The following is a 13,552-nucleotide window of genomic DNA, read 5'->3' as shown; positions in this document are numbered from 1 at the left end:
GCAACGAAAATGAGTCGCCCTTTCAGGCGAAAGGCTTAAGGCGAGTTTTGACTGCTAACATAAGGAATTTTCCGAAGTTCGTCAAAAATCAGTGAAAATAACCAAAGCCCCCCAAACGAAGGATTCTGAATGAAGAACCTGCCACGGATTATTTTGTGTTTGAGTCTGACGACTGCTCTTTCTGCGTGCTCAGGAGGCTTCAGCGGAAAGAAATCAGGACAGGATGATCAGGTTTCAGAAAACCCTCCACAATCAAGCCCGACGCAGCCGCCAAGTCAGTCTCCAGGTCAGGGACAAACGCCAACACCAAGCCCAGAGCCAGTTCCAGCGCCTGCGCCGGAAGAACCGGTTCCGACTCCAGAACCATCGCCAGCTCCAACTCCGGAAGAGCCTACTCCTGCGCCCGCGCCAGCACCGGAACCTGCGCCCGCGCCAGCACCGGAACCTGCGCCTGCACCAGCGCCGCAGCCAACCCCAGAACCCGCTCCTGCTCCGGCTCCTACGCCGGATCCAACGCCTGCTCCAGTTCCAACTCCAACTCCGGAGCCTTCGCCAGCCCCTGCGCCGGAACCAAGCCCTGTGCCCGCTCCGCAACCGACTCCGGATCCTGCTCCTGCGCCGACCCCGGCTCCAGAACCAGCACCAGAGCCAACTCCAGCTCCGACTCCCACTCCCGTGCCAGAGCCGACGCCGGAACCAACTCCGACTCCGACTCCGGTGCCTGTGCCAGAACCTGCGCCCGTTCCTGAGCCTGCGCCGACGCCGATCACTGGTTGTCCAGAGAACTATGAACTTGTTGCTGCCAACAGCACGGCGAAAACCGAGGCGTTCTGTATTGCGAAATTTGAAATGAAAAAAGTGGGTGGAAAAGCGGTTTCGACGGCCGCGAACAAACCTTGGCTGGCGACGAAAGCCGCGGCCACCGACGCGTGTGCCGCTCTGGGGGCAGGTTACCGCCTGCCAACAAATTCCGAATGGAATGCGACGGCCTTGGAAATTTACAACAACCAGGAAAACTGGATTGATAAAAACAAGAAAGACACCTTGTACACGGGATACTATTCCGGCTGGAGTGAGCCCGTGGAAATCAAAGATGTCACCAACCCTTACGACAGCACTGGTAAAACCAGCGGCAGCGAGCGCCGTACCTTCGTTCTTGCCAGTGGAAAAGTGATCTGGGACTTTGGCGGTAACGCCTGGGAATGGGTCAGCGACACGATCTATGGCAATTCGTACACTCCGGATCTTTCAAGCTTCTATGGACGCCAGTATCACAATAACAACTGGGATGTGAAACCCGGATCCAAGGCGCTGTTTGATTTCACCGGTCTTGCGGACGCCGGAAAGAAAGACACTTCCATGGGGAATCTGTTCGGAGGCAGCTCTGGCAAAGTCATCCGCGGAGGTGCGCTTTGCATGCACTCCAAAGGCGTGACGGGAATCTTCACAGCCAATATCGGAGACATCACCGCCGATGAAATGCAGGCCCCGGCCTCGTGGAATCTGAAGATGAACAACATCGGCTTTAGATGTGTGACCAAACCCCAGTAAGAGGGCGTCTAAGGGATAGACACCTGTTGGCCCGGTGACGGCCTCAGCAGTTCGTGGAAACTCAGGGAGGGAGACAGAGACATCTGACTCCCTTTTATTTTGGCACCCGCCTTGCCCTAGGTAATAGGGATAAGGAGTTCGCCATGAAATGGAAAGCTTTTACCGCCTTTGCCGCCACCAGTTTAATTACAGCCTGGGCCCACGCCAAGGCCCCCACCACCAAAGCTGAATTCTGCGAAATGGCCCACAAGCCGGCCACGATGCGAGCCCTTCTGGCTGATACCGACAACCAACTTTCTTTCACCAATCGTGGTGGCCTGGGTGATGCCGGCGTGTGCTGGTGGCATTCCATGTTCACCCGTAACGCCAACTATCTGGCCATCTATCGCCCCGATGAACCGCGCCCCAATCGCAATGAAGCCCGCCAGATCATCATGGATATTTCCGCCAACCGCGGCGTGGTTGAAATTCCGGGCTTTAAAAATCTGTCCGAGTTTTCATATGCTCATGGGACCGAAATTCAACAGGCTTTGGAAGAAGGTCAAATCGTCGACGGCGGCCTGATGTTAGGTTGGGTTCGCGGTGTCACCGGGAATCACAGCATTCCCGCAGCGGAAATGAAAAAACGCATGGATGAGTTGTATGTGGAAGTCAGTAAAGGGATCATCCCTTACCAAATGCTGCAGATTGAAGGCATCACGGCGCACGCCTGGCTGGTGGTAGACATGAAAAGAACCGCGAATGGCTACATCCTGACGGTTCACGACAGCAATTACAAAGGCACCTACAATGTTGTGTATAGTGACGGCATGACTCAACTTTCAGACTATCAGGCCGTCCCCTACACCAGCCGCAACATGATGGACTATGCTTCCTATGAAACAGCACTCAAAAACTTCTGCAAACGCGGCTTCACCGCCAAAGACCTGCGCGCATCCCGCAGCAAGAGATAAAAACAAAAAGGCCGGTATTTCTACCGGCCTTTCCAATTCGACCTAAATCAAATTTTCAATCTCTACTTTCCAGCCACTCTTAGTGGTGGTGTACCGACTGACCCGTGTACTGAGCTTTGATTCCGAACTCGCGCTCCTTTTGAATCTTGAACAATTCTTTTGGAGACTTGATGTCCAGAGCATTGATCAGAACCTGATCCACATGGTCCACCAGGATCACTTTCAGATCTTTCATTACATCCTTAGGGATGTCCTTAAGATCCTTTTCGTTCTCTTTAGGGCAGATGATCAGCTTGATGCCACCGCGGTGAGCAGCAAGGATCTTCTCTTTCAGACCACCGATGGCCATCACACGTCCACGCAATGAAACTTCACCCGTCATCGCCACTGTGCGCTTCACAGGGACTTTCATGATCGCTGACACGATGGAAGTCGTCAGTGCGATACCTGCAGAAGGACCGTCCTTAGGAACTGCACCCTCTGGCAAGTGGATGTGCACATCTATATTCGAGAAATATTCTTTGTCCAAGCCGAACAAAGGACCTCTGGATCGAACATAGCTCATCGCCGCCGCACAGGATTCTTTCATCACATCACCCAGCTGACCGGTCACAGTGAACTTGCCTTTACCAGGCACCACGCTCACTTCGACAGCCAGAAGGTCACCGCCCACTTCCGTCCAAGCCATACCGTTCGTCAGACCGATTTCGTTTTCAGTCTCGATCATACCGAACTTGTACTTGTGCGGGCCCAGAAGCTCGACCAGTTTCTGCGGAGTAACCACATAACCTTCGTTCTTCTTCGTGGAGGTCTTCGCTGTTTTCGCGCCTTTTTTGGCAGCAGCAGCTTTTTTCTCTGTTTTAGCTTCGGCTTTGAAGTTTTCCAAAGTTTCGTTCATCACGATATCTTTAGCGACCTTACGAGCCACGTTTGCAAACTGTCTTTCCAGGTTACGAACGCCCGCTTCACGAGTGTAATAGCGGATCACATCGCGGATGGTGTCATCCTTGATGGTGACTTTGTAGTCTTTCAAGCCGTGGTTTTCCAACTGCTTCGGAACCAGGTAGTTCTTCGCAATGTGGAATTTCTCCTGCTCGATATAACCTTCAAGGTTGATGATCTCCATACGATCCAAAAGAGGTCTTGGAATCGTGTGCAAGGAGTTCGCTGTCGCGATAAACATCACTTTGGAAAGGTCATATTCAAGCTCCAGGTAGTGATCCTGGAAGTTGTTGTTCTGCTCAGGGTCCAAAACCTCAAGCATCGCAGCAGCCGGGTCACCTCTGAAATCATTGGCCATTTTGTCGATTTCATCCAGAAGAACCAGTGGATTGCCTTTGTCCACCTTACGAAGCGCCTGCAGGATTTTACCTGGCATCGCACCGACGTATGTTTTTCTGTGACCGCGAATTTCTGCTTCGTCACGCACGCCACCCAAAGAGATACGTGCAAATGGACGATTCAAAGATTCCGCGATGGATCGAGCCAGGGAAGTTTTACCCACCCCCGGAGGACCCGCCAGACACAAGATAGGCCCTTTCATATCTTTGGAGATGGACAACACTGCCAAGTACTCCAGGATACGGTCTTTGACTTTTTCCAGACCCCAGTGATCGTCATCAAGAATGCGCTGGGCATTTTTGATGTCATGTTTTTCTTCAGTGTAGTCAGCCCAAGGCAAAGACAGAACCCAGTCGATATAGTTGCGAACAACTGTCGCTTCCGCAGACATAGGTGACATCATTTTGAGCTTTTTAATCTCTTTCATGACCTTGTCTTTGGCTTCCTGGCTCATCTTCTTGTTCTTGGTTTTGATCTCAAGATCCTGAAGTTCAGCCTGGTAGTCGTCTTTTTCACCCAGTTCTTTCTGGATGGCCTGCATTTGTTCGTTCAGATAGTACTCTTTCTGAGAGCGCTCCATCTGTTTCTTCACGCGCGTGCGGATCTTCTTTTCCACTTCAAGGATTTCGATCTCGCCCGTCATCAGGTTCAGAAGGTGTTCCAGACGCTTGGAAGGATCAATGATCTCCAAAACGGTCTGTTTGTCTTCCAGCTTCAGATTCAACTGAGCCACGATGATGTCAGCCAGCTCCCCTGGATTTTCGATGGTGGATACACGCATCAGAATCTCTGGCGGGATGCGCTTGTTCAGCTTCACGTAGGTCTCGAACGTTCCTTTTACGGAGCGAACCAAAGCCTGCGCTTCAACGATGTTTGTAGGATCTTCATCCAGGGCTTCAACCGCCACTGTGAAGAAGTTATCGTTGTTTACGAAATTCTTAATCTTTACACGACGTTTACCTTCCACCAGAACTTTAACAGTTCCATCCGGCAGGCGAAGCAATTGGATGATCGTTCCAACTGTTCCGATTGCAAAGATATCTTTGGGTTCGGGATTGTTGGTTTTGGCGTCCTTTTGAGCAGCCAAAACGATGTCGGTTTGTTTGCTCATCGCCTCTTCAAGAGCGTTGATGCTCTTTTCACGACCGACAAACAAAGGCATCATCATATGCGGAAAAATGATGAGGTCTCTTAGGGGCAAAAGTGGTAGTTGTTGTACTTTTCCCTCGCTCATAATCCTATCCCTCCCTGTGGGTTAACGAGCAGGCTCGTTCCTAATTAGAACCGAACCAAATCTGCTTAGGTTAAAAATTCCATCTCAACCATGAGCAAATTCTTATACTCAGTCTAACTATGTGTATGATTGCTGGGAAGTAAATATATTGCAGGGAAAAAGACTTCTGGTCCTAGAAGCGAGTCCAATTTGCCCTTATTTTAGGCATCATAATCAGCCCTAATGCTAACCGAAAATAATTCTAATAAGCGTCGGAAATTGAGAATCTTTCCTAATTGTAATTCCAGGTCCTAACATTTTTATGCCCTTTTAGCCCATTTTGTTCGATAAGTGCTATGTGACACCCAGAGACAGCAAAAGATGGTTCCGCACCAACTCGCTATCACTCAAGCTGCTTATAGCGACTTGGGCTGTTAGCTCGTTTGCGACACTGATTCTTACCGCATTCCAACTCATCATGGACTATCAAAGAGATTTTGATAAGTTGCAGAACAACTTTACCATCATCAAGAACTCTTACCTTGATTCCATGGCCGAACATCTGTGGTCATATGACACTCGACTTCTTGAGATTCAGCTTGATGGTCTGGGCCGTTTGCAGGGTGTCAGCTATTTGCGCCTGGTGGCTGACAATAAAACCATCTACGAAACCGGAAAAACCGATCCGACGGAAGAAAGCCACAAGCGCTTCGATATCTATCACAAAAACACCAACGAAATCCTGGGCGCTTTGGATGTCGAACTTGATATCAAAAGCCTGCGTGAAAAGTACTTCCAGGAAGCTATTTGGATCTTTATCCGACAGGCGGCCAAAACCGCGGTCGTGGTGTTCTTCCTTTATTTCATCTTCAACCGCATTCTGGTGGTTCATATCCAGCACATCGCCCGGTATCTGGCGGAAAACCGTGGCCGCGATGCCAAGGATCTTGAACTGAAGCGCCGGGCCCACAAGGGCCAGGATGAACTGGATGTTCTGGTGGAATCCATCAATCAGTTCCGTTCAGAATTGCTGGAAGCCAACCAAAAGCTGGAAAGCCTGAATCAGGCCCTGGAACAAAAGGTCGCCGAACGCACGCGCCAGTTGACCACCAAAAACGAAAGCCTGGAAAAGGCAATGATGCAGATCAAACGCATGCAGGCGACCCTGGTGGCCCAGGAACGTCTGGCCTCTTTGGGAAGCCTGACTGCCAGCGTGGCGCATGAAATCCGCAATCCACTGAACTTCGTTCTGAATTTCAGTGAGCTTTTGACGGACTCTGAGAATCTGGAAGAGATCAAAGAGATCAGTCGTGTGATTCTGAAACACAGTCAGCGCATCGATCAGATCGTGCGTTCCATGCAGATCCTTTCGGGTTACGACAGCGACGTGCTGGAAGTTGCTGACATCAATGAGATCGTGAAAAAGTCCTATCAGGACACGGTTTCAACCCGTTCTTTGGGTTCAAGCTATGTGCCGCCGAAAGTGACCTACCGCCTGGGTGAGTCGGTCAAAGCTCCGGTTTACACCACATCCCTGCTGCGAGCCCTATCCAACATCGTGGACAATGCGATCCATGCTTTGGAAAAGAAAGTGCGAGCAAATAAGAACTTTGAACCAGAACTTATTTTGTCCACAGCCGTGCGCGGGGACATGGTGGAGATCACCATCCGCGACAATGGTGTGGGCATCCCGACCATTCTGGGAGAGAAAATCTTTGATCCGTTCCTGACGACAAAATCTGCGGGTGAAGGAGCTGGACTCGGCCTGACTGTTGCTTTTAATATTGCCCAGAAACACGGTGGCACATTAAAATACAACAGCGAGTTCGGGCAATGGACAGAGTTTTCGATGTCCCTGCCCCTTACACACGAAAGACCGAATTCATGATCCACATTGTGATAGTCGATGATGAAGCAGACACGCATTTGCTTTATAAATTGAAGTTCAAAAAGCTGTTTGCGCACTGGGGAGATCTTAATCTGACCTCTTTCCTGAATGCGACGGACTGCCTGGACTTTCTAAACACCCCGGAAGGGGCCCGGGTCGACTTGATTCTTTCAGATATCAACATGCCCGGCATGGACGGGTTTGAACTGCTTCAAGCGGTAAAGGGCCTGCATATCAAGGTGCCCTTCTATATGGTCAGCGCCTATGAATCCTCGGAATTCCGCAACAAGGCCGAATCCCTGGGAGCCACCCGTTTCTTAAGCAAGCCCGTGGATTTCAGCCGCCTGGGCGATGCTGTCCGTGAAGACCTGAAACTTTCAGACTCAGCGGTTTAAGAGCATCCAATCCTTCACATCATCCTGAAAAAATCCCGATTCGCGGTAAGCGCGGTGAAGAATCCCCTCCTGATCCAGGAAATGACGTCCCTTTTCAAGGGCCTGATGCAACTCCATACCTCCAGGATATTTTTTTGAAGTCATCCAGTGGCGCGTGCCTTTCAGGTTCACCTTGTAGTTTCGGACCGGCACATAAATCTCTTTCCCCACTGTGAAGGTCTTGTCGGGGGTGTTTCTAAATGGTGCCAGAGTAAAATCCACCCGTCCTGAAGAAACCATCTTCGTCATCAGCTCCCAGTGGCCGACTTCAAAAACCTTTCCCACGTTCAGGTTGTGAAGTGCTTTTACGTCCGGCCCCCAGTCGGGATTGGTGACAGCGGAAAAATTCGGGAAATGTTCAGGGAATTTGGCATTCAGAAGCTTCTGATGCCCGGGACGGGTGTAAATCCCCACCACGAATTCTCCATCACGAATCAGTGGTTCGGTCTTCAGCACTTCGGAATCAGGCACACTTTCCGCCCAGGCTGAATTTGCCAGGGCCGCCACCTTGCCCTTTCGCAACTGCTCCAGCGTGCGCCCCGTGGAGGGAAGCCCCACCAGTTGCACCTGCCCCGCAAACTTTCCATGTCGCAAAGCCTGCATGAATAAAACAACTTCAACGACGTCACGCCGTGAATGCTTGCCATCAAATTTAGTGATTTTCACCGGATCACGTTCCTGCAGGAATAATTTGTAATCCCGCAGCACATCTTCAATCAGACCCACCTGCACAACCTCAGCCGCACTCGCAGGCTGAGCCACCAAGAAAGCGTGCAGGAATAAAAAAAGAAACGATCCGAGTGCCATCAGTTGATTAGACAATGAGGCCTTCGGATCGTCAAAACAGTTACTTAATCTTGTGTATTTCTTGAAAAGCTCCCCGACTAGGCGGAGCTTTTCTTTTTCGCTTCTTCTTCCTCAGCACGAATTTCTTCGTCCGTTTTGTACACGAGCATCGGTTGTGCACCTTCGTTGATCACGTTTTCATCGATCACAACTTCCTTCACATTGTTTTTTGAAGGAATGTCGTACATCACATCCAGCATCGCTGTTTCCAAAACTCCACGCAAGCCGCGGGCACCGGTTTTACGTTTCAAAGCCATCTGGGCCACAGCACGCAGGGCTTTTTCCGTAAATTTCAGTTCCACACCCTCAAAGCTGAAGAGCTTCTGGTACTGCTTCGTGATCGCGTTCTTCGGACGAACCAGGATGTCGAGCAAAGCTTCTTCATCCAATGGCGCCAGAACCGCAATCGCCGGCAAACGACCGATGAACTCTGGGATCAGACCGAATTTGGAAAGATCGTCGGGCTCCACTTTGGAAAGCAGATTCGCGCTCTTTTCAACTTCCTCGGAAGTGCGGATGTCCGCAGCGATACCCATGGTTTTGTTCGTCGTTCTTTGTTCGATGATCTTATCCAGACCCACGAACGCACCACCCACGATGAAGAGGATGTTCGTCGTATCAACCTGGATGAATTCCTGCTGAGGATGTTTACGACCGCCCTTCGGAGGCAGATTCGCCACAGTACCCTCAAGGATTTTCAACAACGCCTGCTGCACACCCTCACCGCTCACGTCACGCGTGATGGACGGGTTTTCAGACTTACGGGAGATCTTGTCGATCTCATCCACGTAGATCACGCCTTTTTGCGCTTTTTCCACGTCATAGTCTGAAGCCTGAAGCAGGTTCAATACAACGTTCTCAACGTCTTCACCGACATAACCGGCTTCCGTCAAAGTCGTCGCATCGGCCATCGCAAATGGCACATTCAGAACCTTGGCAATTGTCTGAGCCAACAAAGTCTTACCGGAACCTGTCGGACCGATCAGAAGGATGTTGGATTTTTGCATTTCAACGTCAGCGGATTTTTTACCGCCGGACATCGCATTCACACGCTTATAGTGATTGTGGACCGCAACTGCCAAAGTTTTCTTGGCTTGTGTCTGACCGATCACATAGTCATCAAGGTAAGTTTTGATGTCGGAAGGCTTGGGAACTTTGAACGTGCCCTTGACTGCCGTCTCGCGCTCTTTTTCCTCGTCAATGATGTCATTGCAAAGATCGATACACTCATCGCAGATGTACACGCCAGGACCGGCGATCAATTTTTTGACCTCTTTTTGGCCCTTGCCACAGAAGCTGCATCTCAAAGCACCGTTGGTATCTTTAGTTGTCATCGGCTCTTATCCTTTTTTTGCCTTACGGGATTCAACCACATGATCAAGCAAACCGAACTCTTTCGCCTGATAAGGATCCATGAAGTTATCGCGTTCCATGGCCGCTCTCAAGGTGTCATAGTCTCTGCCAGTGTGTGTCTCGTAGATGCGAGTCAATTTCTCTTTTGTTTTCACAAGTTCTTTGGCGTGGATTTCAATGTCCGTCACCTGACCGGATAGCCCCCCGCCGGACAAAAGCGGCTGGTGAATCATGATACGGGTGTTCGGCAGGCTGTAACGCATGCCCTTTGTACCCGCGGTCAGCAGCAACGAACCCATGCTCGCAGCCATACCCATGCAATAGGTCGCCACGTCGCACTTTACGAACTGCATAAAGTCGTAGATCGCCAGGCCCGCAGACACGCTGCCCCCTGGAGAATTGATGTACAAATGAATCGGCTTTTCAGGATTGTCCACTTCAAGGAACAACATCTGGGCAATGATAGAGTTCGCCACCTCATCAGTAACGGCAGTACCAAGAATGATAATGCGGTCTTTTAGTAGTCGGGAGTAAATATCGTAAGATCTTTCACCCTTTGAGGTCTGCTCGATGACGTAAGGTATGAGGGCCACTGCTGTCTCCTGTGGTTGTGATTGAGGTGTCATACTGTGCTACCTATCGGAATACTATGGCAGGACTTTATCAAAAAGCCTTTGACCCCCAAAACTGCTGTGCTACATCTATTAACGCACAACAAAACCGAATAATATTAAGGGGTTTTTATGGCTTTCAACTTACTTAACAAAGACATCGACACACTGACCTGCCCGGCTTTGGTCGTGTTTTCCAAGTCTTCTTCTCAAAAAGACAAGCTCGCAAAAGTGACTCATTCTGAAATTCACAAAGCTTTGCTGCCATCTTTGGAAGAAAAAACGATCTCCGGCAAACATCAAGAAACTGTTGTTTTCCGTGAATTCAGCTTCAAAGGTTTCCGCCATGTCATCGTGGTGGGTCTTGGTAAAGAAAACGAAATCACTCACGAATCTGTTCGTCAGTCCATGGCTTCCGCTTACGAGGCGATCAAAGCTTTGAACGTGACTGAAGCCGCTGTTCACTTCGACGGCATCACGGCTGGTAAAAAAGACGCTGCGGATTTCGCAAAAGCGACCGCAGAAGGTCTGATCCTGACTTCATACGTGTTCAACGAACTGATGTCCGGTAAAAAAGAAACCAAAGAGATCAACGTTCACGTTGTTTCCAAAATGGGTAACGACAAAGCTGTGAAAGCTGCTTTCAACGAAGGCGCGATCCTGGGTTCTGTTGTGAACTTCTCCCGCCGTCTGGGCGATTTGCCAGGCAACCTGATGACTCCAACCATCCTTGCAGACTCTGCAGTTGAAGGTGCCAAAGGCATCGCCAACCTGAAAGTGACTGTTTGGGATAAAGCGCGCATTAAAAAAGAAAAAATGGGCGGCCTGTTGGGCGTTTCCAACGGTTCTGATCAAGAACCACGTTTCATCATCATGGAATACAAAGGCGCAGCCGCTTCCAAAAAGCCAGTGTGCTTCGTGGGTAAAGGTCTGACTTTTGACTGCGGTGGTATCTCCATTAAGCCAGGCGCTGGCATGGAAGAGATGAAATACGACATGTGCGGTGGCGCGAACGTTATCGGCACATTGCTGGCGATCGCAAAATTGAAATTGAAAGTGAACGCTGTGGGCCTTGTGGCTTCCACTGAAAACCTGATCAATGGTTCTGCGACCAAACCAGGTGATGTTCACACAGCTCGCAATGGTAAAACATTCGAAGTGAACAACACGGATGCTGAAGGTCGTTTGATCCTGGCGGACGCTCTTTCTTACGCAACTGAATTGCAACCACAAATGATCGTGGATGCAGCGACTTTGACAGGTGCGATGGTTATCGCTTTGGGCAACACTCACACGGGTTACTTCACTCGCAACTCTGCTTTGAAAACGAAAGTTGAAAAAGCAGCTGTTGAATCCGGCGAATGGGTTTGGAACATGCCTTTGACAGACTTCCACGTGAAAGACATGAAGGGCACCTATGCTGACCTTTCCAACATCTCTTCCGGCAAAGGCGCAGGTTCTGCAACAGCAGCTGCCTTCCTGGAGCAGTTCGTGGGCGAAGGCATCCCTTGGGCGCACTTCGATATCGCGGGCACTGGCTGGGCTGTGGGCAACCGTTTGCCTTATTGCCCTAAGAAAGGCGCTTCCGGCGCGATGATCCGTACCTTCGTTGAAATCGCGAAGCAGTACACATAGTTTTTCAGTCACAATCTGAAAGCTTCCATCCCCTCCAGCTTCGGCTGCGAGGGGATTTTTTTTGTCACCACTGACTGATCCGGCGACATTCCCTCCCCATTGCAAATTCCTGAAACTTACCCCAAATCCCCTAAAATGGGCTCCTGTGGCCCCGTACCCGGCTTTTTTGGTAATGCCTGACTGGCAAGGGCTTTGCTCTTTAGGGGCTATCAACCAAAAAGGATAGATTATGAAAAAACCGGTACTTTCCCTGATGGCTCTTTTGGCGTTTTCTTCGACCTCTGTGGCCGATGTGAACTCTTACCTGCTCGAGCTGCAGGAAACTGAAAAAATGATCAAAACCACGGTGGCGATTCAGTACACCTGCGATAAAAACTTTGGCTTTGTGACCTTTGCCAAAGACAAGTTCACCATGAACTTTGGCAATATGATCCATATGAAAAAAGGGTCCTATTCCGGCAAGCTGATTTCGTCAGGCCGCACGGACAAACAAACCTTCACAAAACAAGAGATGAACGCCCTGGAGTTCATGCCGGAATACCTGAAGGGGGTCCGCTCCAATTCCAACGACGGCCTGGAAGATGTGATCATCACCATGGAAAAAGAAATTTCTTCTGCTGTGGATCGCAATAATGCCGTGATCGCCAGCAAGGAACTGACAGAAGAAGTGAAAATGAAAGGTCGTCTGACCCATATCGATCACCGTACCGGCACAGTGGAAGCCGAAGACTGTGATCTGGTGATTCATAAATGTGAAGGTGTGATGTGCGCAACCCGCGTGGTTCTGGTGCACTATAACAAAGCCAAAGCGTTCAAACCCATCACGATGGATGGAATTGAACACTCGGCTGTTGCAGAAAAATAAATCTGAACTCCGAGTCCGTCGGAGTGGCTTACCAGCTAAAGACGACCGGGTGGCCCAGAGTTTTGGCCACCTCGTCGCTTTCCACGACCAGCGCCTCTGAAGCGCTTTCATTGACAAGTTTCACAGATTTCAAAAGCCACGTGCGTGGCCATTCTTCAGGAAGATTTGCAAAACGCACGGTCACTTTCGGACCTTCATTGAACTGGAATTCACCATCGCCCGGATGCTCGCCCAGAATCTTTTGCACTGGAACATACAAGGCATTGATACGGGACATGTCGGAAGAGACATCACAACGCCCCTCCACTTCCATCTGAGGTTTGTCACCACCGACAGAAACACCTTCCGCCTCAAAGCTCAAAAATACTTTCTGGAATTCCTGACAAGCCAGCTTCTTGCTGCCGCTTTCATCGATAAAGACAAAATGTCCAAGGCCGATACCAGCCCCTTGAGTGTTCTTTCTGATTTCCAAACCCGCCAGCAGACGCTGACGAACAGCCTCTTGCAGCTGCTCTCCACGCAAGTGAGAGAAGTCGAAATTATTTCTAACCGCCGCGGGATCACGATTGATTTGATATTCATCCGTGTTGGATTTTAAGAAAGCAAAGCCTGCCACAAAACACACGGTGAACAGACCGACCACTCCGTAGAATTTTCTCATATTTGCGATCCCTCTTTTGTTTAGGATAGCACGGCGTTTTTCTGACATATCCTACTTTGTGTCCGGCTGGCCGTAGGTCGCAGACTTTGTCTACCAAGGTCGAGGTGACATTCCTGTAAGACTACCTGAAATATTTTCCGGTGTTCCGGCACCGGAACACCTGTCATCCCCTTAAATGGCGGTAATTACCAATCTGATTAT

General features: G+C 50.0%; 11 protein-coding genes. 6 read left to right on the top strand and 5 right to left on the bottom strand.

The window, feature by feature from the left end:
* Positions 1 to 129 precede the first annotated feature (129 nt).
* On the top strand, positions 130 to 1,551 hold the full coding sequence (locus ACNQKP_RS04885; RefSeq protein ID WP_417863201.1) for an SUMF1/EgtB/PvdO family nonheme iron enzyme: 1,422 nt from the start codon (positions 130 to 132) through the stop codon (positions 1,549 to 1,551).
* Between the two features lie 143 nt (positions 1,552 to 1,694).
* Positions 1,695 to 2,504, top strand: coding sequence for a hypothetical protein (locus ACNQKP_RS04880; RefSeq protein ID WP_417863199.1), 810 nt, complete (start codon positions 1,695 to 1,697; stop codon positions 2,502 to 2,504).
* A 79-nt stretch (positions 2,505 to 2,583) separates the two neighbouring features.
* Here ACNQKP_RS04880 and lon read toward each other — a convergent pair whose 3' ends face one another.
* Entirely contained in the window at positions 2,584 to 5,079 is a 2,496-nt protein-coding gene (gene lon, locus ACNQKP_RS04875; RefSeq protein ID WP_417863198.1) for an endopeptidase La, read from the bottom strand.
* A gap of 457 nt (positions 5,080 to 5,536) precedes the next feature.
* Here lon and ACNQKP_RS04870 point away from each other — a divergent pair, with 457 nt between their 5' ends.
* Together ACNQKP_RS04870 and ACNQKP_RS04865 are read left to right on the top strand one after the other, a co-directional pair.
* Positions 5,537 to 6,946 (top strand): ATP-binding protein, encoded by a 1,410-nt coding sequence (locus ACNQKP_RS04870; RefSeq protein WP_417863196.1) that lies wholly within the window; start codon positions 5,537 to 5,539, stop codon positions 6,944 to 6,946.
* A complete protein-coding gene (locus ACNQKP_RS04865; RefSeq protein ID WP_417863195.1) occupies positions 6,943 to 7,341 on the top strand; it encodes a response regulator in 399 nt (132 codons plus the stop codon). Before ACNQKP_RS04870 ends, ACNQKP_RS04865 begins: the two co-directional genes overlap by 4 nt.
* Here ACNQKP_RS04865 and ACNQKP_RS04860 read toward each other — a convergent pair.
* The 3 genes from ACNQKP_RS04860 to ACNQKP_RS04850 form a co-directional block, all read right to left on the bottom strand.
* Complete coding sequence (locus ACNQKP_RS04860) at positions 7,330 to 8,187, bottom strand: hypothetical protein (protein ID WP_417863193.1); 858 nt, start codon at positions 8,185 to 8,187, stop codon at positions 7,330 to 7,332. The genes ACNQKP_RS04865 and ACNQKP_RS04860 overlap by 12 nt on opposite strands.
* A gap of 77 nt (positions 8,188 to 8,264) precedes the next feature.
* Positions 8,265 to 9,560, bottom strand: a complete 1,296-nt coding sequence (clpX, locus tag ACNQKP_RS04855; protein WP_011166058.1) for an ATP-dependent Clp protease ATP-binding subunit ClpX — start codon at positions 9,558 to 9,560, stop codon at positions 8,265 to 8,267.
* A 6-nt stretch (positions 9,561 to 9,566) separates the two neighbouring features.
* Positions 9,567 to 10,205, bottom strand: a complete 639-nt coding sequence (locus tag ACNQKP_RS04850) for an ATP-dependent Clp protease proteolytic subunit (RefSeq protein ID WP_011166059.1) — start codon at positions 10,203 to 10,205, stop codon at positions 9,567 to 9,569.
* A 117-nt stretch (positions 10,206 to 10,322) separates the two neighbouring features.
* Between ACNQKP_RS04850 and ACNQKP_RS04845 the strand changes: the two genes are divergently transcribed.
* Together ACNQKP_RS04845 and ACNQKP_RS04840 are read left to right on the top strand one after the other, a co-directional pair.
* Positions 10,323 to 11,825 carry a leucyl aminopeptidase gene (locus tag ACNQKP_RS04845; protein WP_417863191.1) on the top strand — a complete coding sequence of 501 codons (1,503 nt, stop codon included), beginning with the start codon at positions 10,323 to 10,325 and terminating at the stop codon, positions 11,823 to 11,825.
* A 229-nt stretch (positions 11,826 to 12,054) separates the two neighbouring features.
* Positions 12,055 to 12,690 carry a hypothetical protein gene (locus tag ACNQKP_RS04840; RefSeq protein ID WP_417863189.1) on the top strand — a complete coding sequence of 212 codons (636 nt, stop codon included), beginning with the start codon at positions 12,055 to 12,057 and terminating at the stop codon, positions 12,688 to 12,690.
* Between the two features lie 28 nt (positions 12,691 to 12,718).
* On the opposite strand, the gene ACNQKP_RS04835 is transcribed toward ACNQKP_RS04840, so the two are convergent.
* A complete protein-coding gene (locus ACNQKP_RS04835; protein ID WP_417863187.1) occupies positions 12,719 to 13,351 on the bottom strand; it encodes a hypothetical protein in 633 nt (210 codons plus the stop codon).
* Positions 13,352 to 13,552: the final 201 nt, after the last annotated feature.

The organism is Bdellovibrio bacteriovorus (assembly GCF_048286975.1).
GTDB classification, from domain to species: Bacteria; Bdellovibrionota; Bdellovibrionia; order Bdellovibrionales; family Bdellovibrionaceae; genus Bdellovibrio; species Bdellovibrio bacteriovorus_H.
This window is presented reverse-complemented; position numbering and strand designations above follow the sequence as displayed.

Bases quoted from the DNA above. Each gene is read 5' to 3' on its own strand.
- ACNQKP_RS04885 (WP_417863201.1), top strand. From the start codon at position 130: ATGAAGAACCTGCCACGGATTATTTTGTGTTTGAGTCTGACGACTGCT.
- ACNQKP_RS04880 (WP_417863199.1), top strand. From the start codon at position 1,695: ATGAAATGGAAAGCTTTTACCGCCTTTGCCGCCACCAGTTTAATTACA.
- lon (WP_417863198.1), bottom strand. From the start codon at position 5,079: ATGAGCGAGGGAAAAGTACAACAACTACCACTTTTGCCCCTAAGAGAC.
- ACNQKP_RS04870 (WP_417863196.1), top strand. From the start codon at position 5,537: ATGGACTATCAAAGAGATTTTGATAAGTTGCAGAACAACTTTACCATC.
- ACNQKP_RS04865 (WP_417863195.1), top strand. From the start codon at position 6,943: ATGATCCACATTGTGATAGTCGATGATGAAGCAGACACGCATTTGCTT.
- ACNQKP_RS04860 (WP_417863193.1), bottom strand. From the start codon at position 8,187: ATGGCACTCGGATCGTTTCTTTTTTTATTCCTGCACGCTTTCTTGGTG.
- clpX (WP_011166058.1), bottom strand. From the start codon at position 9,560: ATGACAACTAAAGATACCAACGGTGCTTTGAGATGCAGCTTCTGTGGC.
- ACNQKP_RS04850 (WP_011166059.1), bottom strand. From the start codon at position 10,205: ATGACACCTCAATCACAACCACAGGAGACAGCAGTGGCCCTCATACCT.
- ACNQKP_RS04845 (WP_417863191.1), top strand. From the start codon at position 10,323: ATGGCTTTCAACTTACTTAACAAAGACATCGACACACTGACCTGCCCG.
- ACNQKP_RS04840 (WP_417863189.1), top strand. From the start codon at position 12,055: ATGAAAAAACCGGTACTTTCCCTGATGGCTCTTTTGGCGTTTTCTTCG.
- ACNQKP_RS04835 (WP_417863187.1), bottom strand. From the start codon at position 13,351: ATGAGAAAATTCTACGGAGTGGTCGGTCTGTTCACCGTGTGTTTTGTG.